This is a genomic window from Pedobacter cryoconitis (genome assembly GCF_003259615.1).
In the GTDB taxonomy this organism is placed as follows: Bacteria; Bacteroidota; Bacteroidia; order Sphingobacteriales; family Sphingobacteriaceae; genus Pedobacter; species Pedobacter cryoconitis.
In genome coordinates this window covers 96,288-119,183 of record NZ_QLLR01000003.1, presented here as the reverse complement: position 1 = coordinate 119,183, position 22,896 = coordinate 96,288, and the positions used below count along the sequence as shown (strand labels likewise).

The window sequence follows — 22,896 nt, the reverse complement described above, 5'->3', positions numbered from 1 at the left end:
TGGCGAAGTTAATTGGCTTCTTTTTCCAGACGGCGTTTTTCCCGTCGTTCCCTTCGCAACTCTTTTCTTGTTTTTTTTACGGTATCCTGTACTGTTAATTGTTTGTTTGTGGTGTCTTTATCCTTTTTAGATCTGCCAAATAACCTGTCAAAAAGATTTTTTGATTCATCCTGCATTTTCACGGGCGCATCAGTATCTGTGTCAAAGGCAGCAGTATCAACTTTTGCTGAATCCGGCAGCAGATAACGGCGCAAACCTTCTCTTAATCTAACGTTATAAAAACCATAACCGCTGGTGTCGGCAGGCGTTAAACCGCGTTTAGCCATGATTCTGCCCATATACCTGAAATAAGGCAGCATATAGTCTTTCAAGCCGCCATCACCCCGAAACTTAAACATCGCTATTTTAGGGCGGGGAACAATATTAGCCAGGAATATCCCCTCACCAATACTTAGTTGTGAAGGACTTTTTCCGAAATACTGGCGTGATGCCTCACCTATTCCATAGATATTTTTACCCATTTCAATGATGTTGAAATAGACCTCAAGCATTCTCTGTTTACTAATCAGACGGTTATTCTCTATTAACCAGACAATCAGTATTTCTTCCGCTTTACGTGCAAGGGTTTTTTGTCTGCTTAAGAACACATTTTTTACCAGCTGCATGGAGATCGTACTTCCTCCCCTCACAAATTTCTTCTCTTTGAAATTAATCACGAACGATTTACGGATAGACTCTTCAACAAACCCCTTATGTGTATAAAAAGAAGGATCTTCTGAAGTCAGCAGTGCATTCTTGAAATTACTGGAAATTTCAGAAAGAGGTGTGTAATTAGGGTTAGATGGTCCGATTGTAATATCGCGCATCGGTTTTCCATACTCATAAGGGGTATATATAAAAGTCTCATTGATCTTTTGCAGGTTTAGTTTACCCCATTTAACTATTTTGAAATTATAAGGTGTCAGTGTAGAATTGAACTTTAGACTGTCAGGAGTACTGCTGTCCAGATAAAAATTAAGGTCATATTTAATTTTCCCCTTAACCTGTAGCCCATCCAGAGATTCAAATAAACCTTCTGGAAAAGCATTTAAAACTGCTTGTGCATCCTGTTCGTCCGCATGAAGCTTTACTTCATAAATTTTATCCGGAGACAGCGTATATTTTAGATAAGGATGGATGGCAGCGTCTTTCAGGAATACTGTTGAAGTACTGTCCAGTGCCACAAAATTTGGCCCGATCAGCATGTCTGCATCAATCTTAGCATCCTTCACAATAATATCATTGGAAGCGATCTTCGAATGGTTGATTAATAAGTTTTTAACTGACCAGGAGCCTGTGATCTTGAAATTATCACCGCTATACTCTGCACTTTTCATTTCGGTTCTGACTGTGTCAAAACTTAGTTTTGCGTGCAGTTTATTTTCCAGGTAAGGCAATTCGACTTTTTTGCCATCCGCAAAGAACAGCACGTCCATTTGCTTTTTACCCGGCTTCAGTTTACCATTAATATGCCAGGTCGCCTCATTATCATTGACCAGAATGGTTGATTTTAAATCTCCCCCGTCAATTGTGGCTGTTGTAGTCAGAAAATTTAGTTTTGCAGTATCGTTATCATTTAATGTAAACCGCAAATTTTTCATTTCCATATCATCCGGGATTTTATTCAGTACCTGGTTGAGGATGTCATGCGCAATTTCGCTCAGATCGATTTTTGCTTTATTATCTTTTTTATCTTTCTTTTTTCTTTTCAGAATAAAATCCAGGTTGGTCAGACTATCTTTCAATACAACATTTACTGTACCCGTATTTAAAGCAACCTCGGCCAGTTTAACGTCTCCAAAAAGCAATGGGAGTAACTTCACACCAATGGTAAGATCAGCAACTGTAGATAAAGTATCACGGTCTTTAGGAACTACAGAAATGTTTTTCATCTGTACAGTGCTCAAGCCTTTAAAGCCAGCATTTTCAATTTTTATGGCTAATCCATAGTCAGTATCCGCCTTTTTAATAGCCTTAGCTATCATTTGTTTCAGTAAGGCCTCTCTTTTGCTATAAGCAATAGAACCAAGGATGGCAATTAATACAAGAAATACCCCTAGAACCCATGCACCTGCTTTGATGTATTTTTTAGGGATGTTTATTTTTGGAAGACGCATGCTGTAAAATAGATGTTTAATTGCTTAACGTTAAATGCAAATGTTTATTTCGTGTTAAAATTACACTTAAAAAGCCTAAAATCAATTAATTGTAACCTCCTTTTGTTAATTTTGGGCAATGAATATTAGCAACGAACAAGTTTTAGCTGCTTTAAGAAATGTCGAAGACCCTGATCTTAAAAAAGATCTGGTGACATTGAACATGATTAAGGAACTAAGCATCGAAGATAAAAAAATTAGTTTTACCTTAGAACTGACCACTCCAGCCTGTCCAATGAAGGACATGCTTAAAAATGCCTGCCTTAATGCCATTAAGCATTTTGTAGACAAGGAGGCGGAAATAAATATAAAAATCACTTCAAGAGTAACCAAGCCAAATGATACAACCCAGCTGAAGGATATTAAAAATATCATTTTAGTATCTTCAGGTAAAGGAGGAGTAGGAAAATCTACAGTGGCGAGTAACCTTGCTGTTACGCTGGCAGCAGATGGAGCTAAAGTTGGTTTAATTGACGCTGATATTTATGGGCCTTCGGTGCCGACTATGTTTGGTCTTTTGGGTGCCAAACCAAGTGCAAGAGAAACACCAGAAGGAAAAACACTGATCCTGCCAATTGAAAAATATGGAATTAAGCTTTTATCGTTAGGTTTTTTTGCCGATCCGGATCAGCCTGTACCATGGCGCGGACCAATGGCATCCAATGCAATTAAACAATTGTTCAATGATGCAGACTGGGGTGAGCTGGATTACCTGATCGTGGATCTTCCTCCCGGAACCGGGGACATTCATATTACCATTACCCAAAGTTTCCCGATTGCAGGTGCGGTTATTGTGACAACACCTCAGCAAGTAGCTTTAGCAGATACCAGAAAAGGGCTTGCCATGTTCAGGATGCCGGGTATTAATATTCCGGTATTGGGAGTAATTGAGAATATGGCTTACTTTACCCCGGAAGAATTGCCTGAAAACAAGTATTATATTTTCGGGAAAGATGGCGGAAAGGCTTTGGCAGCTTCTTTTGATGTTCCTTTCCTAGGTGAAATACCTCTTGTACAGGGAATTACGGAAGGTGGAGATAGTGGTACGCCTATTGCGATGAATAAAGAGAGTCAGACCTCAATTGCATTTTCAGAAATGGCTGGAAAGATTGCACAACAGATTGCAATTAATAATGCGTTGCGGTCAGATTGCTAAAAAATTAGTAAATTTATATTTTAAAATATATCATGGATTTAAAAGAACAAGTAGAACAAGCATTAGAAACTATCCGTCCTTATCTTAAGGCTGATGGTGGTGATGTTGCGATAGAAGAAATTACGGCGGATAATGTTGTTAAATTGAAGTTATTGGGGAACTGCGGATCTTGCAAAATGAGTTTTATGACCATGAAAGCAGGAATTGAGCAGGCTATCATGAAGGCGGTACCGCAAATTACTGCGGTTGAAGCTATTAACCTGACTGAATCAGTTTAGCCATTTAACAAAATTTAACTAGTCACTGTAAGAATTACAGTTATTTTTGTACGATGAAATACATCTTTACGGTCGTTTTGATTTTTTTTACTGCGGGGCTGTTTGCACAACAAACGCCTTCAGGAAAGAAATTGATCCAATTTTCTGGGATTATAACAGACAGGGACAGTAGTTTTGTTGTCCCTTACGTGACTATAACCAATAAAACTAACCAGGATCAGCGTTATGCTGCCAATTATAAGGGCTATTTTTCTTTTGTGGCCCATCCGGGAGATACTTTAATTTATAACGCCATTGGATACACTGACAAAGTGGTTCTTATTCCGGCTGATATTAAAGATTCGAAGTATACAGCGATGGTAAAAATGAAATCAGAAATCGTTTATCTTCCTGCTGTACGTGTTTATCCATGGGCTACTGTGGAGGAGTTCACGAAAGACTTTCTGGCAATGAAGGTGGCTGATGATGATATGGAAATTGCACGGAAGAACATGTCTTCACATTCCATTAATGGGAAAATTCAATATCTCCCCAGGGATGCTGGAGAGATATCTTCAACTAATTTCCGTATAGATCAGGAAAGAGAGCTGAATAAAAACCTGGTACAATCTAACCCATTATTAAATCCGTTTGCCTGGGGCAAACTCATGCAGCAGATTTTTAGCGGGGATAAAAGCAGACAAAACAATAATAACTAGCGTTTCTTATTGCGTTGTTTTGGGAACTTCATTCTGTAATCTGCATGAATATCTCCTCTAGAAATTGAATCCAGCTTTGATTTCAGCATGGTCTTACGTAACAGACTTAAGGTATCTGTAAACAACTTGCCTTCTATATGATCATATTCATGCTGTACAACGCGTGCAGCCATACCTGACAATGCTTCTTCATGCAATTCCCAGTTTTCATCGTAATACTGAACTTTGATATTTGGCTTGCGCAACACATCTTCTCTGATTTCAGGTATACTCAGACATCCTTCTGTAAAAGCCCAAGGCTCACCAGTTTCTTCCAAAATCACTGCATTGATAAATACTCTCTTGAAGCCTTCCTTTCCATCTTCATCCTCACCAGTATCCGCAATGAACAGTCTGATTGGAAGGCCGATCTGTGGCGCAGCCAAACCAACACCACTTGCTGCATACATGGTGTCAAACATATTGCTGATTAGTTTTTGTAAATCCGGGTAGTTTTCATCTATGCTCTCGCACACCTTTCTTAAAACCGGATCTCCATAAGCTATAATTGGTAATTTCATCTGTATAATTTTTTTTGACCTGTTTAAATACACACAATATGTATTTATCTTGCTACTGCTTATTGACAATAACAATGTATATTACAAAAGTACAAATATTAGTGCCTGTTTCAAACTGGCTCTTAAGCTAATGGATAAAAGGTTAAGACACTGAGGTTCTTTTCGTCCAGAATTTCATCGGCAATCTGTGCCATATCCTTTGTATTCACAGCTTGTATTTTTTGAAAAACAGTTTCCAGACTATCTATCTTATTGTAATCAATCAGGCTTTTTGCCATAGAAACAATTAATCCTATTCTATTTTCTTCTCCTAATGCAATTTGTCCGATAAACTTATTTTTAGCCTTTTGCAACTGTACTTCTGTCAGAGGATTTTCCCTGATCTTTTTAAATTCTTTGTAAATAAGCGATTGCGCCCTGTTTACTTTTTCTTTATCCGTACCAAAATACAAGGTAAAAATACCTGTATCACTTAAAGGGCTGTATCCTGATTCTATGCTATAAGCAATCCCATGCTTTTCTCTGATCTGTAAATTCAGGATAGAACTCATTCCTGTGCCACATAACAGGTTATTCAACAGGAGCAGGCCAGTTTTAAAAGGGTGATGTAAGGAATAAGCTGTAGAACCAATCATGGTATGTGCCTGCATAATCGGTTTTTGATCGATACGGGTAATTACCGGTGATTTTGCCGGTGCTTTTCTGTTATCCTGGTGCAGATTTTCAGGAATTTCCTCATAATATTTAGTAAAGATTTTAACAGCCTTAGGTAAAGAGTAATCCCCCAGTACTGCAACAACGATTTTATCAGTATGATAATTTGCTGCAATAAAATCCTTAATATCCTGCTGAGAAAGCTTATTTACACTTTCTGTCGTACCCAGAATATTTCTTCCTAAAGCATGGTCCGCGAACACCATATCCTCAAAATCATCATAAATAGCCTCTTCGGGCTGATCAAGGTAAGATGCGATCTCATCTAAAATTACTCCTTTTTCCTTGTCCATTTCCTCTTCCGGGAAGGTAGAATGGAATACAATATCATTGAAAAGTTCCAGTGTTCTGTCCAGGTAAGGGTGTAGAAAAGAAGCATGAATGCAGGTATATTCTTTCGTCGTATAGGCATTTAAATCTGCCCCAACACTTTCCAGTCTATTCAAAATCTGGTTTGTATTCCTTTTTTCTGTGCGTTTAAAAATTAGATGCTCAATAAAATGGGCTAATCCAGCCTGGCTTTCAGTCTCATCGCGTGAACCGCTATTGATGATAATACAAGCGTGAGAGATCGCTGATGCAGAGGGTACGTGAAGAAGACGAATGCCGTTAGGCAGGGTGTGTACATTATATTCCATTCTATGCAAAGATACAGAAGAACATTGCTAACCAATTGTAATATTCTTTCTTAAAAATTTGAAGAAGAGCCCCCTCCGCCAAAATCTCCGCCACCAAAGCGGTTTTCCGTTCCAGAAGGGGTATCTAGCTGTGTCGTTGCGATAATCAGAGATTCCACATTGATCCCGCCAGGGATAGTATCTTCGCTTAATTCTTCAGAAGTAAATCCCTTTTTGGGAGTCTTAAGATACCTGATTGCCCAATAAGATCCACCAAGAGTAATCAACCCGATTAAAACAAGCGTACTCTCTATAGGCAGCACATGATAGTAGTTTTTAAAAGTAACTGCAGCGATAGCGATTAGAATAAGTCCGGTACGGAGTAGAATCACATTCTTTTTATAAAGGCCCAGGCCAGTATAAATAAAAGGTACCATAATTGTCCACGGCCAGAAAAATATAGGATAGGGGACCTTGTATGGCCCAATAGTAGTATAGCCATAAAGTTCATTTCCCAATTCCTGGACTACATAATAATTACCAGCCAGGTATAGAGTAAGTAAGCTGCCTGTTTGTAAGAATCGCAGACAATGCTGGTAATGAATAAATTTTAGATGACTGCTTTTAGACCAGGAAAAATAATAAACCAGAGCAGAAAGCAGCATGACTAAAAACGGAAGTATTTCCTTCCCAAAAGAAAGGTGATCAATAGCTAACAGGACAGCAAGTAGCAATGCCGTCAGGAAGCAAAATAAGGACATCAGGCTGTCCGCAAATCGTATAGCAAGAAATAGGCTCAGAATAAACGTAAAAGCTACCATAGAGATTGTGGTGTTCATGGTTGTTCTAAAATCCCAGTCCATAGTAAATGTCAACCAGGTAAAAGCTACACAAAACAAGCCGCCCGAAATCCAGATTAACGCGTCATCAGTGCCAGACCTGAAGTGATGTTTAGTCTTCACAATGACTTCAAGTGCGATATAACTGATCAGGCCTAAAAAGAGGACCCATGCACCACTATGAGCTGTCACCAGGTCCCAGGCTAAATAAGTCAGTAAACATCCTCCAAATAACGCAATCACGCAGGTTAAAAGGAATAATCCCGATCTTACAAAGATGTTAGGAGAATAGAACCCAACCGGGTAAGCTTTTTCTATATTCTTAAATTCTTCTTTGGTCAGCTCACCCGCAGCCAGAGACGGCCTGATCTGATCCTGTATATCCAGGTTAGTCAGCCATGTTTTATTGTAGATGATCATATTTCTTTAATTTTTTTATTCAGCTGAATCAACGCGATGATTAAACCAATAGCCGATCCGATAAAATAGAGTAGTCCCATTACAAAAGCAGCTTCTGAATCCATATTGAAAAGCACTCTGACTACAAGCGTGCTGATTGCCGCATAGGCATATAAAATAACCAGCAGCAGGAAATAAAACGATTTATTTTTTAAGGCATCCTGGTATAAAATGAAAGCCAGTATAAGTACAGTAATTAACCACAGAAAGCTTAAAGGATGTTCATAAAAGCTAAAATAGCCAGTAAAAAGGGCAATAAAAGAGATATTCACTCCGAAATTCTGATAAGTAAATTTAAAATGTTTTTTGAAGTTATACCGTTCAGACAGGTAAGCCGCAGTTAGTAACAACAGTCCTAAAAAGAGATAAGGGACAATTAAAGGATCGCTGCTATATAACCCATTGGAAAGTATTGTAAATGGCGTAATGGTGGCACCCAGCCAAATGGCCAGGTTAGTGATCCCCATACTCAGCACACCAATATGGTCAAACTCATAAGCCACATAGAATAATATGAGCATTGGAATAAAAGTTGCCAGACCATAATTATCACCAAAAACATGGTATTGAAATTGAAGATAACCCAGAAAACTCAGCAGGCTCAGGCAACCCAGTAATAAGATATAGTCATAAAAAGAACTGGGAGATTTGACTTTTTCCCTGCTAAAAGGGTTTCTGTTTTTAACACAGTAAAAAAAGGAGCCAACACAAATTGCCGCAATAAACAGCAAGATGAACTGATGACCAATCGTATCAATATTTTTATAGATTAAAACTCCCAGGCCCGTGCTTAAAAGGGTAACACCCAGGTATAAAAGAGTTTTCAGTTCCCAGTGTAAAGAGAATAAGGGGTTTTTATCTTTTTCAAACACATTTTCCAGTGTTTTTGCACTGATGAGTCCTTCGGCGTTTAGTTTTTTATAAAGGTCAATGTTCATATATCTGGCTGAAAGCTATAATTTCAAGAGTAAGCTTACGAAAATTAAATCAGACTGTCAATTTGACAACTAAAATGAAATTGGAACATCCCTTGATAAAGACGATATGTACTTAAAAATGAGTTAACATATGAGCATAGAAGAAAAAGGGAGTATTTCCATACATACCGAAAACATTTTTCCTATTATTAAGAAATTCCTGTACTCAGACAATGAGATATTCCTGCGTGAGCTGGTTTCAAATGCGGTTGATGCGGTACAAAAAATCAAACGTTTAGCTGCGTTAGGCCAATACAACGGTGAGTTGGGTAGCCCTTTAGTGGAAGTAGCGCTTGATGTGGAAAAAAAGACAATCACAATCAGTGATAACGGCTTGGGAATGACCGCTGAAGAGATTAAGAAATATATCAATCAGGTTGCTTTTTCAGGTGCAAGTGAATTTGTAGAGAAATTCAAAGACGCTAAAGATGCCAATGAGATTATTGGTAAATTCGGATTAGGTTTCTACTCTGCATTTATGGTGTCTGATCTGGTTGAAATTCAGACTTTATCTTATCAGGAAGGCGCAGAACCAGCACGTTGGGTTTGCGACGGAAGTACATCTTATGAGATTACTGAAGGTTCACGTACTACCCGCGGAACAGAAATTATCCTTCATATCAATGAAGAATCTGCTGAATTCCTTAGTCAGCATAAACTAGAAGAGATCTTAGATAAATATGGTAAATTCTTACCAGTACCAATTAAATTCGGTACAAAAACTCAGGAGATTCCTGATGGTGAAGATGAAGAAGGAAAGCCTAAAACAGTAAGTGTTGAAACTGATAACATCATCAATACTACTGATCCGATCTGGACTAAAGCACCTGCAGATTTGTCAGACCAGGATTACCTGGACTTCTACAAACAATTATATCCTTTCGGAGAAGATCCTTTATTCTGGATTCACCTGAATGTAGATTATCCTTTTAACTTAACGGGTGTTTTATACTTCCCTAAAGTGAAGAATGATTTTGATATGCAACGTAATAAAATCAAGTTATTCAGTCGCCAGGTGTTCATTACTGATGAAGTAAAAGATATTGTTCCTGAATTCTTAATGTTATTACATGGTGTAATTGATTCTCCTGATATTCCATTGAACGTTTCCAGAAGTTTCCTTCAGGCAGATAGCAATGTGAAAAAGATCAACAGCTATATCACTAAAAAAGTAGCTGATAAATTAGGGGAACTTTTCAATAAGGACCGCAAAGCTTATGAAGAGAAGTGGAGCGACATTGGCCTTTTCGTGAAATACGGAATGGTAAGTGAAGAGAAATTCTATGATAAAGCAAAAGATTTCGCTTTAGTAACTAATACTAAAAATGAGAACTTTACGCTTGATGAATACCACGCAAAGGTAAAAGATATTCAAACTGATAAAAACGGTCAGGTAGTTTATATCTACACGAATGATCCAGCTAAACAAGATGGTTTCATCCAGTCGGCAAACAAAAAAGATTATGATGTCTTGTTGATGAACTCAGCAATCGATAATCACTTTGTAACTTCATTAGAGCAGAAATTAGAGAAAACATTGTTGAAACGTGTTGATTCTAGTGTTGCAAGTAAACTGATTGAAAAAGATGAGGTTGTAGAATCAGTATTGACTGATGAGCAATCGGCAAAAGTGAAAGATGTTTTTGAGAAAGCAATCATTAAACCAGGTTTTCAGGTAGAGATCGTTGGCTTACATCCGGAAGAATTCCCTGTAACGGTGACTATGGATGAGTTCATGAGAAGAATGAAAGACATGGCTCAGATGGGCGGTGGAATGAGTTTTTATGGTAGTATGCCTGATAGTTATAAAGTAGCGATCAATGGTAACCATAAACTAGTGAATAAGATCTTACAGACTGAAAATAGTGAAGAGCAAAGTGCACTGGCTAAACAAGCTGTAGATTTGGCTTTACTTTCTCAAGGAATGCTTACTGGTGCTGAATTAACAGCGTTCGTTAACAGAAGTGTTGAATTGATTTAATCGGCAAAGGAGTTTGTGCTCCTTTCAGAAAATAACCCTGTTTCCTGTATATCCCCCTTAAAAGGAGCTGTACAGAAAACAGGGTTTTTTTATTATTCTTTAATATTCTCCAGACTTAACAGGAAAGCATAGTTCAGGGCAATGTCCTTCAGATAATCGAATCTGCCGGATGCACCCCCATGTCCAAAGTCCATATCTGTTTTAAGCAGCAGCACATTTTTATCTGTTTTGGTAGCTCTTAGCTTGGCAACCCATTTGGCGGGCTCAAAATATTGAACCTGGCTATCGTGAAGTCCTGTCGTTACCAGCATGTTTGGATAATGTTTCGGCTCGACGTTCTCATATGGAGAATAGCCCTTCATATAATGATAAGCATCGGCATTTTTAGGATTTCCCCACTCGTCAAACTCATTTGTAGTTAACGGGATGCTCTCGTCGAGCATCGTGTTAACCACGTCCACAAATGGAACCTGGGCGATTACCCCATGCCATAACTCAGGGGCAAGATTAATAATTGCACCCATCAGCAGGCCGCCGGCACTACCGCCCTGTGCATAAAGATGTGCCGAACTTGTATACTTTTTTTCAATCAGGAAGTTCCCGCAGTCAATGAAATCAGTGAAAGTATTCATCTTTTTCATCAGCTTTCCATCCTCGTACCATTGTCTGCCCATTTCCTGTCCGCCGCGGATATGGGCAATTGCAAAAACAAAGCCCCTGTTCAAAAGGCTTAAATTGCTGGAAGAAAAAGAAGCATCCATGCTATGTCCATACGAACCATAAGCATAAAGCAGTAATGGAGCATTACCATCCTTTTTAAGCCCGTTTTTATAGACTAGTGAAATTGGAACCTGTGTACCGTCTTTGGCAGTCGCATACAGGCGCTCTGTCGTGTAATCAGCTTTATTATAACCTCCCACAACCTCTTGCTGCTTCATCAGCTGCTTTTCTTTAGTCTCCATATGGTAGTCATAAACAGACACCGGTGTGGTCATGGAAGTATAAATATAACGGAGCTTTTCACTATCGTATTCAGGATTATTACCGACAGAAGCAGTATAAGTGGGCTCACCGAAATCAATATAATGTTCAGCGCCATTTAATTGACGGATACGTAACTGGGCCAGACCATTTTTACGTTCTGAAATCACGATAAAATCCTTAAAACCCTCCACGTCTTCCAAAAGAACATCTTTACGGTGCGGAATTACTTCTTTCCAGTTTTCTTTTCCTGTTTTGTCAAGCGGGCACTCCATTAAGCGAAAGTTTTTAGCATTCCAGTTGGTCACGATCAGGAACTTATCAGCTAAAGCAATTACATTATAAAGTACATCTTTAATTCTTGGCTGAAATACTTTGAATTCGGCATCTGGCTGATCTGCAGGAATCAATCTTTCCTCTGCAGATAGTGTTGCAGAAGAATAAATGAAGATATACTTTCCGGATTTTGATTTACCGACACCGATATAGTTGGACTTATCTTTTTCCTCATAAACTACAATATCTTTGGTAGCAGCTGTGCCGAGTTTATGTTTTTTGATCTTCTCACTCAGCAGCGTTTTTGCATTTTTTGATGTGTAAAACAAGGTTTTATTGTCTGCTGCCCAAACTGCATCGCCTTCAGTATTAGGAATACTATCTTTTAATAACTCTCCGGTTTCCAGATTTTTGATTACAATAGTATACTGCCGTCTGGAAACTTTATCAACTCCATAAGCTAATAACTTGTTGTCAGGACTGATGCTGTATCCGGTAGCTGAATAATAGGGAAGTCCTTTGGCCAGTTCGTCAATATCGAGCAGTATCTCTTCTTTAGCATCCAATGTTCCCTTTTTGCGGCAGAATTTAGAATACTGTTTTCCTTCTTCAGTTCTGGAATAATAAAAATAGCCATTTTTAAAGACCGGAACCGACTCATCTTTCTCCTTAATGCGGCCTTTTAACTCTTTAAAGAGATCACCTTGTAACGTTTTTGTGCCACTCATCATCTTGTCGAGATAGGCATTTTCGGCGTTGAGATAATCGATCGTTTTTGTACTGTCCGGCCCTTTTTTGAAGTAATCAATCATCCAGTAATAATTATCAATTACCGTGTCACCATGTAAAACACGCTGTTTAGGCTTGATTTCTGCTATCGGCGCTTTTGCCGCGGGCCATTTATAAGTTTCCATTTTCGTATCTTTGTTTGTGCAAGCTAAAGCTGAACTTAGCAAGAGTATAAACGGAATAATTTTCTTCATTGTACATCGTTTGAGGTTAAATAGCCGTAGCTTAAAAAACTATCATGACCCTCTTTAATGATTTATTCCGTTTCTGTTGTTTGCTTCTTCCGGGCTTTGACTATTGCAAAATAGGATTAATTTTATAAACTATATATCATCATGAATAAGATTCTTAACCGAAAGAATATTTTTAACGGGGTCCTGATTGTATTGTTCCTGGTGCTGCTTTTTGTACCGCCTGCAAAAGCGCTGGTATTGGAAGGCTTAATGAAAATTGGATTCTTCAGACCGGATACTACCGTAGTTGATAAACAGGTTAATGCTGCGGGCGATCTGTCCGGGATTAAATTTAAAGACATCAATGGCAAGGTCATTGACCTGGGCGAATTGAAAGGAAAGGTCGTTTTTCTTAATTTTTGGGCAACCTGGTGCCCTCCATGTCTTGCCGAAATGCCAAGTGTAAATGCTTTGCACGAAAAATTTAAGAATGATAAAGACGTGGTCTTCATTCTGGTTGATGCAGACAGCCAATTGCCAAAAGCACAAAAATTTATGGATAAAAAGGGATACCAGTTACCTGTTTATGCAGTAGACAGTGAAATCCCTGAAGTGCTTTTCAAAGGTTCATTACCCACTACTGTCGTATTTGATAAAGCAGGAAAAATTTCTTACAATGAAGCGGGAGCTGCTAACTATGCAGATGTAAAATTCATAGCATTTATCAATAAACTGAAAACAACAAATTAATAATTATCAATTTATATACCCGGTTAAAGAATAATCATGCAACAACCATTTGATATTACTATAGGTGAAATCGACTACGCTATATTTCCAGAAGGAAATGATACTTATGTTGTTTTTAAGGATGGTAAGGAATACCGTCATATCCTGAAAGATACAGAATCACAGTGGCTGACACTAGATCCTGAAACTGCATTACCCCTGTTTGGAGAAGATGAAGAAGTGAACGCCATTGGCAAAGAGATTATAGCCTATGTGCCAGAAGAGGATGACGAAGAAGAGCAGCTGGACGAAGAAGAAGAATTATAATATTAGTCATCGTGTTAATGCTATAAAAAGATAAAGCCCTTACATGGGCTTTATCTTTTTATAATCTTAATCTTTTTGAGCGTATTCCCATTTCTGGTTATCGTGCCGATATATAATCCGGTTGACAAAGCTGTTAAATCAAATTGATATAACCCATTCGCTTCCTTCAGGAAGATCTTTTGTCCCGATAAATTGTAAAGTGTAAGTGTGTAAGGGTCAAAATCCCCGCTAAGTATGGACAGAAAGTCCGTTACCGGATTTGGAAAAGCAGCGAAGTCATTTTCTTTCAGGAAGTTAAGTGGCAAGATGTCTGAAGGAATTTTAAGGCCATCGTTCGTCACTAAAGTCACCCTGTAGAATTGAATACCACGAACCAGGTTCTGATCAATCTGACTGTAGCTCACCAAGCCAGAAGTGACAACCGTTTCGGCCAGCGGAGCAAATACTCCCGGAGAGGTTTGTTTTTCCCAAACGATACTTTTCAGATTATAAGTTGTGCCTATCGTTAAATCAAGCTTACCAGCATCATTCACAATATTTCCCAGGAATGTTCTTACATAACACGCTACGCCTTGTGCGGTATAGTCAACCGTATAGCTTTTTAACCCGCTAAAATTAGTACCATTTGCTGCAACCGTAAAATAATTAGAGGCTATAGTAGCTTTGTCAACGATAGCTACCGTATCAGTCAGCTGCTGGATAGGCGTTAAGACATTATTCTTTAAATTGTAGAGCGTGTAACCAGTTGCCTGTGGCTGAGCCGGCCAGTGAAACAATAGCTTTTCGGTACAACTATAACCCACCTGTAGTTTCTCAGGCGCACAAACAACAAACGACTCGCTGAGAAATTCTTTTCCACCAGCTTCCATTTTGAAAAGTGCACGTGTAAATATATCTGGAGCGGCCCACTTGTAAAAAGAAGAACCCAAATCGATGCTACTGCTCACCACAGTCCAGCTAGTCCCGTTATCATAGCTCACAGAAAGTTTTCCCGTCCCGCCCGATAAAGTGCTGCTCCATCGGATATAATTGCTCTCAGCGGCAAATAATGCTGCATCCTTCAAAGGGAAAGTCCAGTTGAAATCATTCTTTGCTTTCCACTGATAAGCGATACTAAAATCCTGTTTCCCCTGCGTGACTGTTCTGCCTTTTACATGGATTGTGTAAGTCCCTGCGGGTACATTGGTTAAACTTACCTGTTGTACCGTATTCAGGTTGTCTATTCCCCTTTTCGCAGGCAGTAATAAAGAATCCGCACTCGGATAAGTGTTTAATATCCAGGGTAAAATTACTGTTCCTGCAGGTGTCTCCATAGACAGATCCAAGTGATTAACAATACTTTGTACACTGTTCACCACTGCCGGAGGATCAAGCCAGGCTAATGTAACTTTCAGCTCCTGCTGGTCGGTTGCAACTTGCAGTGGAAACGTAAAGTCCTGCTGATCGTTAACCGCTCCTGTTTGAAAGCGTTTGTCTATAATAGTCTGAATCGCCTGTAATGTATTTAATTTTCCAAATCCTGTAGCAAAATCTACCTGGGGTGTCCCAATATCATCAGCCGAATTAACCAGTATGCTTTTTACCGTAGCCGCAGAAGGCTGTTTCCCATATAAACTTTTATATTCTTGCTGAAAAAGAGCAACTGATCCGGAAGTTAGTGCTGCGGCACCAGACGTACCATCCTGTCCTAGGGCAACCAATTCAGGCTTTACCCGGCCATCGTAAGCAGGCCCCTTACTACTTTGGCTTTCGGAGGCATTTTCCTGATTTATTCCTCCTATAACTAAAACATTCTTTGCCGTCTTAAAATTTCCTGTTAACTGGGCCGTATTTGGAATGTTTTTGTAAATACCATCCACAGCTGTAACCAAACCAGAGTTTCCCGAAGAAAATACATGAACGATTGTATCTGCCTCAAATACTTGCTTATCATAAGCAACCGCCTGCATCCCATAAAAATTATCTATACCCAGACCATAAGAGTGGTTTTGTACATTTACCTTATATTGATTTAATTCCTTAATATCATCAGGCATTAAATCATTGTTGTTTTTTCTGTAATCTGAAGCCGTTAAAGAGGCAAAAGGTGCAGCTCCCATTCCCCTGATAAAAGTATTGCCCCTGCCAACAGCAAGTGTAGCCATTTGTGTGGCATGATCATCTACCACTGGTGCAGTTGAGGGGGCAGCTACCACATTTCCTGCCAGGTCTATATCTTCTTTAACGAACATTTGTTCCTTAATAGAAAGCGTAATGCCTTTTCCGTCAATAGCAGGATAACGCAGGTGTACAGCCGAAATTTCATTGCTGGAAAGATCCATATCATTAATGACTGTTTCATCTTTTGCGGTCTGATAAATATCAGCAAAGAGAACTTCCTCTAACTGTAAGGCCGGCATTAACTCACTCATTTGTATACTTGCAGTAACTACGTGATTGTTTTGATCAAAGGTGTAAGATTTTAAGGTCTGCAAGGAAGCTGGTACAGTCAATACTTGTGTATTTATCGAAAATCTTACGGTAAATTGCTTGTTCTGAGTTAAATATTGCGCATACTGGCGTGCAAGTTTATCACTCGCTTTCCATAAAGAGTTAGCTTTGGCCTGGGAAATAATCAGAGAGCTGAATTTTTCAGCCATCTTTTCCGGAATAATTAAATGGTTCAAAGAAAAACTGCGTAATGGTTTTAGTTCATGAATTTCTGTCACAGTTAGCGGACGCGAGAACTCCACTAATAAAAGATTTCCACCATTTATCTTTGAATCCGATACAGTAGAGCCATATTTGTGGAAAATCTCTTTTTTTTCTGCAACCGATAATTTTTGTGCTTTTGCAGCTATGTTGCAAAGAAGAATTATAATTAAAGCATATTTTATTTTGAAATTCACAATAATTTGAAATTAAAAATTTGTTAATGGTTAAAATTATATATAATTTTAGATTAACCTATTAGTTCACAAACATTCTACCTAAAAAACTAACTTAATGAAAAAATTTAACTTATTGTCTCTTGCCGTTGTCGGCATGATGGCACTCTGCGTTTTCGGATGTCAGAAAAAAGAAGCTGCTACTACAGCTGATACTAAACAAGATGAAATTTCAGCAACTACTAAATCACAGATTTCCAGTCTTGGTTTCAGTACTGAAAATGCAAGAAAAGTAGAAGGTGGTTACCTTGTAGAAGGTGATATTCTTTTAAGCGAAGCGAATCTTACTGAGAAAGCTGAAACTACTCACTTAAGCGTTGCCTCTACAGAACAGTACAGAACTACTAATCTTGTAAAAGCATTGCCAAGAGTAATTACTATTTCTGTAACTAACCTGCCTACGGTTTATAGTGATGCTGTGAATGGAATGATTACCAGGTATAACAACTTAGGCTTACGTTTTACTTTCCAACGTGCAGCAGCAGGAACTACTGGTCAAATTAACGTAATCGGATTTAATGAAGGCCCTTCTGGTGGTTTCATTACTTTAGGTTCTTCTGGTTTCCCAACAGCTGCTGGTAACCCTTACAGCGAAATCAAAATGAATACTAACCCAGCAGCTTACGGTGCTAATCCAAACCTTTTATATCTTACTTCAGTTTTACAACATGAAGTTGGACACTGTCTTGGTTTCCGTCATACTGATTACTCTAACAGAGCATATAGCTGTGGAGCTTCAGGAGCAGGAAATGAAGGTCAAAGCGGTGTTGGTGCAATTCTGATTCCTGGAACTCCTTCAGCACCAGATGCAGCATCATTCATGTTAGCTTGCTCAAACGGAGGCGACAGAACCTTTAACGCGAATGATATAAAAGCAATTAACTATTTATATAAATAAAATACCTAACCATTAGATATTTTGTGAATTAAAGGCTTCAAGCCCGGCAATGATTATTGCCGGGCTTAGTCTTTTCCGGACATTTTAAATGCACATTATCCCGCCCAGTTATCCCTGTCCAGGCTACGGAAATGGATGGCTTCAGCTAAATGCTCCAGTTCAATATTTTTAGTGCCCGCCAGATCGGCAATGGTTCTTGAAACCTTCAAAATTCTATCAAAGGCACGTGCAGATAAACCGAGTTTTTCCATGGCTTTGCTAACCATGTCCAGCCCATTTTGATTGACTTTACAGAGTCTTCTCACCTGTGCGGGACTCATCTGTGCGTTATAATATAAACCAGTTTGAGCTGCAAAGCGGATTTCCTGTTTTAACCTGGCGCTGATTACCCTTTTTCTAATAGCTGCACTTTTTTCCGAAGGATGTGAAGATGCCAGTTCCTCAAAGCGTACAGGGGTGACCTCTACATGCAAATCAATTCTATCCATTAACGGTCCTGAAATCTTACTTAAATACTTCTGAACAACCCATGGTGAACAGCTGCAATCCTTATCAGGGTGGTTGTGAAATCCACAGGGACAAGGATTCATAGCAGCAATGAGCATAAAACTGGCCGGATATTCTACACTTAAACGTGCCCGTGAAATAGTCACTTTCCGGTCTTCAAGAGGCTGTCGCATCACCTCCAGTACTGATCGTTTAAACTCGGGCAGTTCATCCAGGAATAAAACGCCATTATGTGCCATGGAGATTTCCCCCGGCTGAGGATTAGCGCCACCACCAACTAAAGCTACATCAGAAATACTGTGATGGGGATTGCGGAAAGGTCTTTCTGTCATTAATGAAGCAGCTGCACTCAGTTTCCCGCTGACAGAATAAACCTTGGTTGTTTCCAGCGCCTCCTGCATACTCAAAGGAGGTAAAATAGTTGGTAAACGTTTAGCCAGCATTGTTTTTCCAGCTCCCGGAGGGCCAATCAGGATTACATTATGTCCACCTGCAGCGGCAATCTCCAAAGCTCTTTTAATACTTTCCTGTCCTTTCACGTCAGAAAAATCATGCTCATGTAAACTAACATTTTTCAGGAATTCACTTTTCGTATCCACAAAGACAGGGTTAAAAACAGTAGTTCCATTGAAAAAAGCGACCAGATCTTTTAAATGATGGAGGCCATAAACCTGTAAATTATCAACAACAGCTGCTTCCCTTGCATTGTCTGCAGGTAAAATGAATCCTTTAAAGCCAGCTTCTGCTGCCTGGATAGCAATAGGCAGGGCTCCCTTTACAGGCTGTATACCTCCGTCCAGAGAAAGTTCTCCGGCAATCAGCACCTCAGCCACCCTTTCGCCAGCTAATTGCCCTGATGCTGCTAAAATGCCTACCGCAATTGGCAGATCATAAGAGGTTCCTTCTTTTCTAATATCTGCGGGTGATAAATTGACTACAATCTTTTGCCTTGGCATCTTAAAACCAGAGGCCTGAATGGCACTTTCTATTCTTTTGAGACTTTCTTTAACTGCATTATCAGGCAATCCGACAATATGATATTTATTTCCGCTGCTAATACTGACTTCAATCGTGATAGTTAAAGCATTAACGCCAAAGACCGCGCTGCCATAAGTTTTAATGAGCATATTGATTTACGAATTAGTACGTAAATTTAATTCCATATTAAACCTTATAGGTTAAAAAGTTGCGGGCATAAAAAAAACCGGATTGAGAGCCCGGTTTTTTAAAGATCAGCAAAGAATGCTTACATTCTTCCCTGTGGCATTTTAGGCATACCGCGCATCATTTTAGCAGCGGCTGCAGGATTTGAAAACTGTTTCATCACCTTACGCATATCCTCAAACTGTTTGATCAGTTTAGTAACTTCCTCTATTTTGTTTCCAGAGCCCTTAGCAATACGTAAACGTCTGCTTTGTTGAATACTGTCTGGATTTTCACGTTCATATTTCGTCATCGACTGAATAATTGCTTCCACATTTTTGAAAGCATCATCTTCAATCTCTACGTTTTTCATCATTTTACTTACCCCTGGAATCATTCCCATCAAGTCTTTCATGTTACCCATTTTCTTGATCTGCTGAATCTGGTTGTAGAAATCGTTGAAGTCAAACTTATTCTTACGGATTTTCTTTTGAAGTTCTGCCGCTTCTTTCTCATCAAACTGCTCCTGAGCACGCTCAACAAGGGAAACAACGTCACCCATTCCCAAAATACGGGAAGCCATTCTGTCTGGATAGAAAACATCAAGTGCTTCCATTTTCTCACCAGTACCGACAAATTTAATCGGCTTGTTAACCACAGACTTAATAGATAAAGCCGCACCACCGCGGGTATCACCATCAAGTTTTGTCAGTACAACACCTGTAAAATCTAATCTTTCATTGAATGCTTTAGCTGTATTAACCGCATCCTGTCCGGTCATGGCATCAACTACGAACAGGATTTCATGCGGTTTAGTATGCAGTTTCACATCCGAAATCTCATTCATCATCTGCTCGTCTATCGCTAAACGACCCGCAGTATCAATGATAATTACGTTGTGATGTTCTTTTTTACCAAGTTCAATACCTTCCAATGCAATCGCAACAGGATCTTTAGAATCTTTGTTCGCATAAACAGGAACGCCAATCTGCTCACCCAATATCTGCAACTGATCAATCGCTGCCGGACGGTAAACGTCACCAGCTACCAATAAAGGCTTTTTACCTTTACTTTTCAGGTAATTTGCCAGTTTTCCAGAGAAGGTTGTTTTACCCGCACCGTTCAAACCAGCAATCAATATGATTGTAGGATTTGCTTTTAAATCTAATTCTTTGACCTCACCGCCCATCAATGCAGTCAGCTCGTCGTTCATTACCTTAGTCAGTAATTGTCCCGGAGAAACCGCGGTAAGTACATTCAGGCCAAGCGCCTTTTCCTTAACCTCGTCAGTGAAGCTTTTGGCCGTTTTAAAATTTACATCGGCATCCAGTAAAGCTTTACGAATTTCTTTCATGGTTTCAGCCACGTTGATTTCTGAAATGCTTCCCTGACCCTTTAGAACTTTAAATGCCCGGTCTAGTTTATCCTGTAAATTTTCAAACATGTTATATTAATTGATAGTCAATTAGTTAATGTATAATGGTAGAAGTGTACAAAGTTGCAAACATTTTTAATAACAATCAACATTAAAATAGGATGCAAAGGTATTTAGCGCGGGAACACAAACATTACGCCCATCGCTAAAGACTGGCTGCCCTGAATCTTTTCACTGATCGTCTTATCATATATTCCAACACCATTCAATGTAACGTTCATAAACCTGTTGACTTTCGTTGTTAAAGTCACGTCCAGTCTGTGTTTCATATTTTCGACATGATCGTATGGCACAAAGACATAGTATCTGCTTTTCAGGTTGACATTGTGAAAAATGTCTTTTTCAAAGTTAACAGTGATCTGAAAAGCCAGGTCATTTTTGAAAGTGTCGCCTACCGGAACACCATAAAAATCAGTTTTTTGATTCGCAGGATCTGGATTTACAGCCCGGTCAGCCGCTGCCAGTGCTTTGTTATCGAGTACAAACGTTTGTTTTGCAGCACCTGTACCAAATTGTGTAGAGAAATACTTATTCGGCTTGTATTCAAAACCGAAAGATTCTGTCAGGTAGCCCGGAGACATGAATTTAGAAATAAGCAGGGGAGTCTCTACTCCGTTAGGCGATGAATAAGAATATCCGTTATCAAATTGCGATTCAAAAGTTACCTGGGTAAATAAATTCCAGTTTTTAGAGATTTTGAATGCACCGGTATTATTCCAGAATATCCGGTCATTTGTTTTCTTTTGTATCTGACCTTTATTTCTTATTTTTCCGTAACGCAAATCAACCTCAGTTAAATAACTGTAGTTTTCTTTTTTGTATTCCGCTTTATAATTGACCAATCCTTCTACTGCCAGTGAATTCACCCCACCACCACTCCAGTTATTACTGAAAGAAGATTGGTTCACATTAATCCCGATCGCAGTTTTGGTTTTCCAGTAATTTACCTTGGAACTCACAATCAGCGGATTTATCTCCACCGGTTTAAACACGATAATACCTTTTAGTACAGGCAACGGACTTTTTTTGAGCTTAAGGTCAAAGTCTTTAACTGTAATAGGAACTGTATCTATCTCTTGTGCACTGACTTGTGCTGAAACTGCAAATACAAATAGCAAACATGCGTATATACCTCTCATTAATACAAAGAAAAGAAAAATGTTCGTAGGATTTATTATAAATATTTAAACCACGAATACAGTCTCCTGTTTTTCAGATAATTCATGTCCAATTCATTAGCGTAGGCCTCTTTTTCGAAACTAATATTAAAATAAGCTTTGCTGTGATTTCTGTATTTGTACAGGTTAACCAGGTAATTTATCGAATAAAGAATATAAAAAGGAAGAATCAGGAGCTCCAGCTGCTGGTAGAAATGGATTTTTTCATGATTGATCAATAACGCATTATTTTTCTGACCAGGATCTTTAAAGAACATAAACGGGAAAATAGCCATTGCATTTGCAGGAAGGCCTTTCCAGGTTACGGGCCAGTATCTCATGGATGTTCAATTTTAATCACAGGAAGCGGTTGTAGCCTGAAAGCTTTCGGGTTCCGCTTATAGGAAGCATAGTTGTTTCTCACAAATACTATAAAAGCATAGTCAGAGGCTGCAAGGACGAAATCATAACTCGGACGATACTGCTGCATAAAATCCTTCAGTTCAAAATCTTTAATTCTTAGTACACGGCCTACAAAAGCAGGGCTATACCTGTAATCAATAATTTCTTCTTTATAATCTCTTTCCAGGATCGCCTGCAAATGTCTTGCATTCTTACCTTTTCTGCTCAGCAAATTATAAATCGCGTCTATCCCTAAGCCGACCCCCCTTGAACTTAAGTTCAGTAAATCGCGGGAACTTCCCAGGTCAGTCGCATACTTAAATTCTCTTGTTCTTTGCGCATAACGCTCCTTTGGAGAGAGTGAGCTTCCAATGATAGAAACCTCTTTCAACTGAATAGCCAGCGGCTTTAATTGAAAAAATATTGCACTTCCTTTGTAGACTACCGTATCCAGACCATAGCCCTGGCGTACCGCGAATAAGGTGTCACCAACAGCAGCCTGCGTTGTAAATTCGCCCTTACTGTTGTTATAAATCCCATCATCATTATGAGAATTATAGATATACACCGTAGCCAAACGCTGTTTGGACACTTTATCTATGACAAACCCTTGCACAGATTTCTTTTGCGCCAAAGCTATACCACAAAAAAAGCAACAGAAAAGGAATAAAAGAGTAG

The 22,896-nt window shown here is 39.0% G+C and carries 19 protein-coding genes; 7 read left to right on the top strand and 12 right to left on the bottom strand.

Annotated features, from left to right (window positions below; genetic code table 11):
- Positions 1-8: 8 nt before the first annotated feature.
- A complete protein-coding gene (locus LY11_RS05570) occupies positions 9-2,156 on the bottom strand; it encodes a transglycosylase domain-containing protein (protein ID WP_111632749.1) in 2,148 nt (715 codons plus the stop codon).
- Between the two features lie 118 nt (positions 2,157-2,274).
- Here LY11_RS05570 and LY11_RS05565 point away from each other — a divergent pair, with 118 nt between their 5' ends.
- The 3 genes from LY11_RS05565 to LY11_RS05555 are packed head-to-tail and all read left to right on the top strand — an operon-like array spanning position 2,275 to position 4,327.
- The gene (locus tag LY11_RS05565; RefSeq protein ID WP_111632748.1) at positions 2,275-3,351 is read left to right on the top strand and encodes an Mrp/NBP35 family ATP-binding protein; all 1,077 of its coding nucleotides are present in this window, start codon (positions 2,275-2,277) and stop codon (positions 3,349-3,351) included.
- A 32-nt stretch (positions 3,352-3,383) separates the two neighbouring features.
- Complete coding sequence (locus tag LY11_RS05560; protein ID WP_111632747.1) at positions 3,384-3,629, top strand: NifU family protein; 246 nt, start codon at positions 3,384-3,386, stop codon at positions 3,627-3,629.
- 53 nt (positions 3,630-3,682) lie between these two features.
- Positions 3,683-4,327, top strand: a complete 645-nt coding sequence (locus tag LY11_RS05555) for a hypothetical protein (protein WP_111632746.1) — start codon at positions 3,683-3,685, stop codon at positions 4,325-4,327.
- Here the strand turns inward: LY11_RS05555 and def are convergent.
- The 4 genes from def to LY11_RS05535 form a co-directional block, all read right to left on the bottom strand.
- The gene (gene def / locus LY11_RS05550) at positions 4,324-4,887 is read right to left on the bottom strand and encodes a peptide deformylase (protein ID WP_111632745.1); all 564 of its coding nucleotides are present in this window, start codon (positions 4,885-4,887) and stop codon (positions 4,324-4,326) included. The genes LY11_RS05555 and def overlap by 4 nt on opposite strands.
- A gap of 122 nt (positions 4,888-5,009) precedes the next feature.
- Complete coding sequence (locus LY11_RS05545) at positions 5,010-6,239, bottom strand: M16 family metallopeptidase (protein WP_111632744.1); 1,230 nt, start codon at positions 6,237-6,239, stop codon at positions 5,010-5,012.
- Positions 6,240-6,289: 50 nt separating this feature from the next.
- The gene (locus tag LY11_RS05540) at positions 6,290-7,477 is read right to left on the bottom strand and encodes a hypothetical protein (RefSeq protein WP_111632743.1); all 1,188 of its coding nucleotides are present in this window, start codon (positions 7,475-7,477) and stop codon (positions 6,290-6,292) included.
- Positions 7,474-8,454, bottom strand: coding sequence for a DUF2157 domain-containing protein (locus LY11_RS05535; protein ID WP_111632742.1), 981 nt, complete (start codon positions 8,452-8,454; stop codon positions 7,474-7,476). The genes LY11_RS05540 and LY11_RS05535 overlap by 4 nt, the downstream gene beginning before the upstream one ends.
- Before the next feature lie 130 nt (positions 8,455-8,584).
- On the opposite strand from LY11_RS05535, the gene htpG reads away from it, so the two are divergent.
- Positions 8,585-10,474, top strand: a complete 1,890-nt coding sequence (htpG, locus tag LY11_RS05530; RefSeq protein ID WP_211321498.1) for a molecular chaperone HtpG — start codon at positions 8,585-8,587, stop codon at positions 10,472-10,474.
- A gap of 92 nt (positions 10,475-10,566) precedes the next feature.
- Here htpG and LY11_RS05525 read toward each other — a convergent pair whose 3' ends face one another.
- The gene (locus LY11_RS05525; RefSeq protein WP_111632741.1) at positions 10,567-12,714 is read right to left on the bottom strand and encodes a S9 family peptidase; all 2,148 of its coding nucleotides are present in this window, start codon (positions 12,712-12,714) and stop codon (positions 10,567-10,569) included.
- A gap of 141 nt (positions 12,715-12,855) precedes the next feature.
- Here LY11_RS05525 and LY11_RS05520 point away from each other — a divergent pair, with 141 nt between their 5' ends.
- Together LY11_RS05520 and LY11_RS05515 are read left to right on the top strand one after the other, a co-directional pair.
- The gene (locus LY11_RS05520) at positions 12,856-13,443 is read left to right on the top strand and encodes a TlpA family protein disulfide reductase (protein WP_111632740.1); all 588 of its coding nucleotides are present in this window, start codon (positions 12,856-12,858) and stop codon (positions 13,441-13,443) included.
- 36 nt (positions 13,444-13,479) lie between these two features.
- Positions 13,480-13,749: a hypothetical protein gene (locus tag LY11_RS05515; protein WP_211321497.1), complete on the top strand. Its 270-nt coding sequence runs from the start codon at positions 13,480-13,482 to the stop codon at positions 13,747-13,749.
- Between the two features lie 50 nt (positions 13,750-13,799).
- Here the strand turns inward: LY11_RS05515 and LY11_RS05510 are convergent, their stop codons facing one another.
- Positions 13,800-16,637: a S8 family peptidase gene (locus tag LY11_RS05510; protein WP_111632738.1), complete on the bottom strand. Its 2,838-nt coding sequence runs from the start codon at positions 16,635-16,637 to the stop codon at positions 13,800-13,802.
- Between the two features lie 97 nt (positions 16,638-16,734).
- Here LY11_RS05510 and LY11_RS05505 point away from each other — a divergent pair, with 97 nt between their 5' ends.
- Positions 16,735-17,574: a M57 family metalloprotease gene (locus LY11_RS05505; RefSeq protein WP_111632737.1), complete on the top strand. Its 840-nt coding sequence runs from the start codon at positions 16,735-16,737 to the stop codon at positions 17,572-17,574.
- A gap of 95 nt (positions 17,575-17,669) precedes the next feature.
- On the opposite strand, the gene LY11_RS05500 is transcribed toward LY11_RS05505, so the two are convergent.
- From LY11_RS05500 to LY11_RS05480, 5 genes are all read right to left on the bottom strand, one after another.
- Positions 17,670-19,208, bottom strand: coding sequence for a YifB family Mg chelatase-like AAA ATPase (locus LY11_RS05500; RefSeq protein WP_111632736.1), 1,539 nt, complete (start codon positions 19,206-19,208; stop codon positions 17,670-17,672).
- 119 nt (positions 19,209-19,327) lie between these two features.
- Entirely contained in the window at positions 19,328-20,668 is a 1,341-nt protein-coding gene (gene ffh, locus LY11_RS05495; protein ID WP_068404601.1) for a signal recognition particle protein, read from the bottom strand.
- Positions 20,669-20,772: 104 nt separating this feature from the next.
- Positions 20,773-21,798 (bottom strand): DUF3078 domain-containing protein, encoded by a 1,026-nt coding sequence (locus LY11_RS05490; RefSeq protein WP_111632735.1) that lies wholly within the window; start codon positions 21,796-21,798, stop codon positions 20,773-20,775.
- A 35-nt stretch (positions 21,799-21,833) separates the two neighbouring features.
- Positions 21,834-22,157 carry a hypothetical protein gene (locus tag LY11_RS05485; protein WP_111632734.1) on the bottom strand — a complete coding sequence of 108 codons (324 nt, stop codon included), beginning with the start codon at positions 22,155-22,157 and terminating at the stop codon, positions 21,834-21,836.
- Positions 22,154-22,852, bottom strand: a complete 699-nt coding sequence (locus tag LY11_RS05480; protein WP_245952619.1) for a hypothetical protein — start codon at positions 22,850-22,852, stop codon at positions 22,154-22,156. The genes LY11_RS05485 and LY11_RS05480 overlap by 4 nt, the downstream gene beginning before the upstream one ends.
- Positions 22,853-22,896 lie beyond the last annotated feature (44 nt).

What these genes read in the sequence shown, in the direction of transcription:
- LY11_RS05570 (WP_111632749.1), bottom strand. Translation starts at nt 2,156, where the DNA reads ATGCGTCTTCCAAAAATAAACATCCCTAAAAAATACATCAAAGCAGGT.
- LY11_RS05565 (WP_111632748.1), top strand. Translation starts at nt 2,275, where the DNA reads ATGAATATTAGCAACGAACAAGTTTTAGCTGCTTTAAGAAATGTCGAA.
- LY11_RS05560 (WP_111632747.1), top strand. Translation starts at nt 3,384, where the DNA reads ATGGATTTAAAAGAACAAGTAGAACAAGCATTAGAAACTATCCGTCCT.
- LY11_RS05555 (WP_111632746.1), top strand. Translation starts at nt 3,683, where the DNA reads ATGAAATACATCTTTACGGTCGTTTTGATTTTTTTTACTGCGGGGCTG.
- def (WP_111632745.1), bottom strand. Translation starts at nt 4,887, where the DNA reads ATGAAATTACCAATTATAGCTTATGGAGATCCGGTTTTAAGAAAGGTG.
- LY11_RS05545 (WP_111632744.1), bottom strand. Translation starts at nt 6,239, where the DNA reads ATGGAATATAATGTACACACCCTGCCTAACGGCATTCGTCTTCTTCAC.
- LY11_RS05540 (WP_111632743.1), bottom strand. Translation starts at nt 7,477, where the DNA reads ATGATCATCTACAATAAAACATGGCTGACTAACCTGGATATACAGGAT.
- LY11_RS05535 (WP_111632742.1), bottom strand. Translation starts at nt 8,454, where the DNA reads ATGAACATTGACCTTTATAAAAAACTAAACGCCGAAGGACTCATCAGT.
- htpG (WP_211321498.1), top strand. Translation starts at nt 8,585, where the DNA reads ATGAGCATAGAAGAAAAAGGGAGTATTTCCATACATACCGAAAACATT.
- LY11_RS05525 (WP_111632741.1), bottom strand. Translation starts at nt 12,714, where the DNA reads ATGAAGAAAATTATTCCGTTTATACTCTTGCTAAGTTCAGCTTTAGCT.
- LY11_RS05520 (WP_111632740.1), top strand. Translation starts at nt 12,856, where the DNA reads ATGAATAAGATTCTTAACCGAAAGAATATTTTTAACGGGGTCCTGATT.
- LY11_RS05515 (WP_211321497.1), top strand. Translation starts at nt 13,480, where the DNA reads ATGCAACAACCATTTGATATTACTATAGGTGAAATCGACTACGCTATA.
- LY11_RS05505 (WP_111632737.1), top strand. Translation starts at nt 16,735, where the DNA reads ATGAAAAAATTTAACTTATTGTCTCTTGCCGTTGTCGGCATGATGGCA.
- LY11_RS05500 (WP_111632736.1), bottom strand. Translation starts at nt 19,208, where the DNA reads ATGCTCATTAAAACTTATGGCAGCGCGGTCTTTGGCGTTAATGCTTTA.
- ffh (WP_068404601.1), bottom strand. Translation starts at nt 20,668, where the DNA reads ATGTTTGAAAATTTACAGGATAAACTAGACCGGGCATTTAAAGTTCTA.
- LY11_RS05490 (WP_111632735.1), bottom strand. Translation starts at nt 21,798, where the DNA reads ATGAGAGGTATATACGCATGTTTGCTATTTGTATTTGCAGTTTCAGCA.
- LY11_RS05485 (WP_111632734.1), bottom strand. Translation starts at nt 22,157, where the DNA reads ATGAGATACTGGCCCGTAACCTGGAAAGGCCTTCCTGCAAATGCAATG.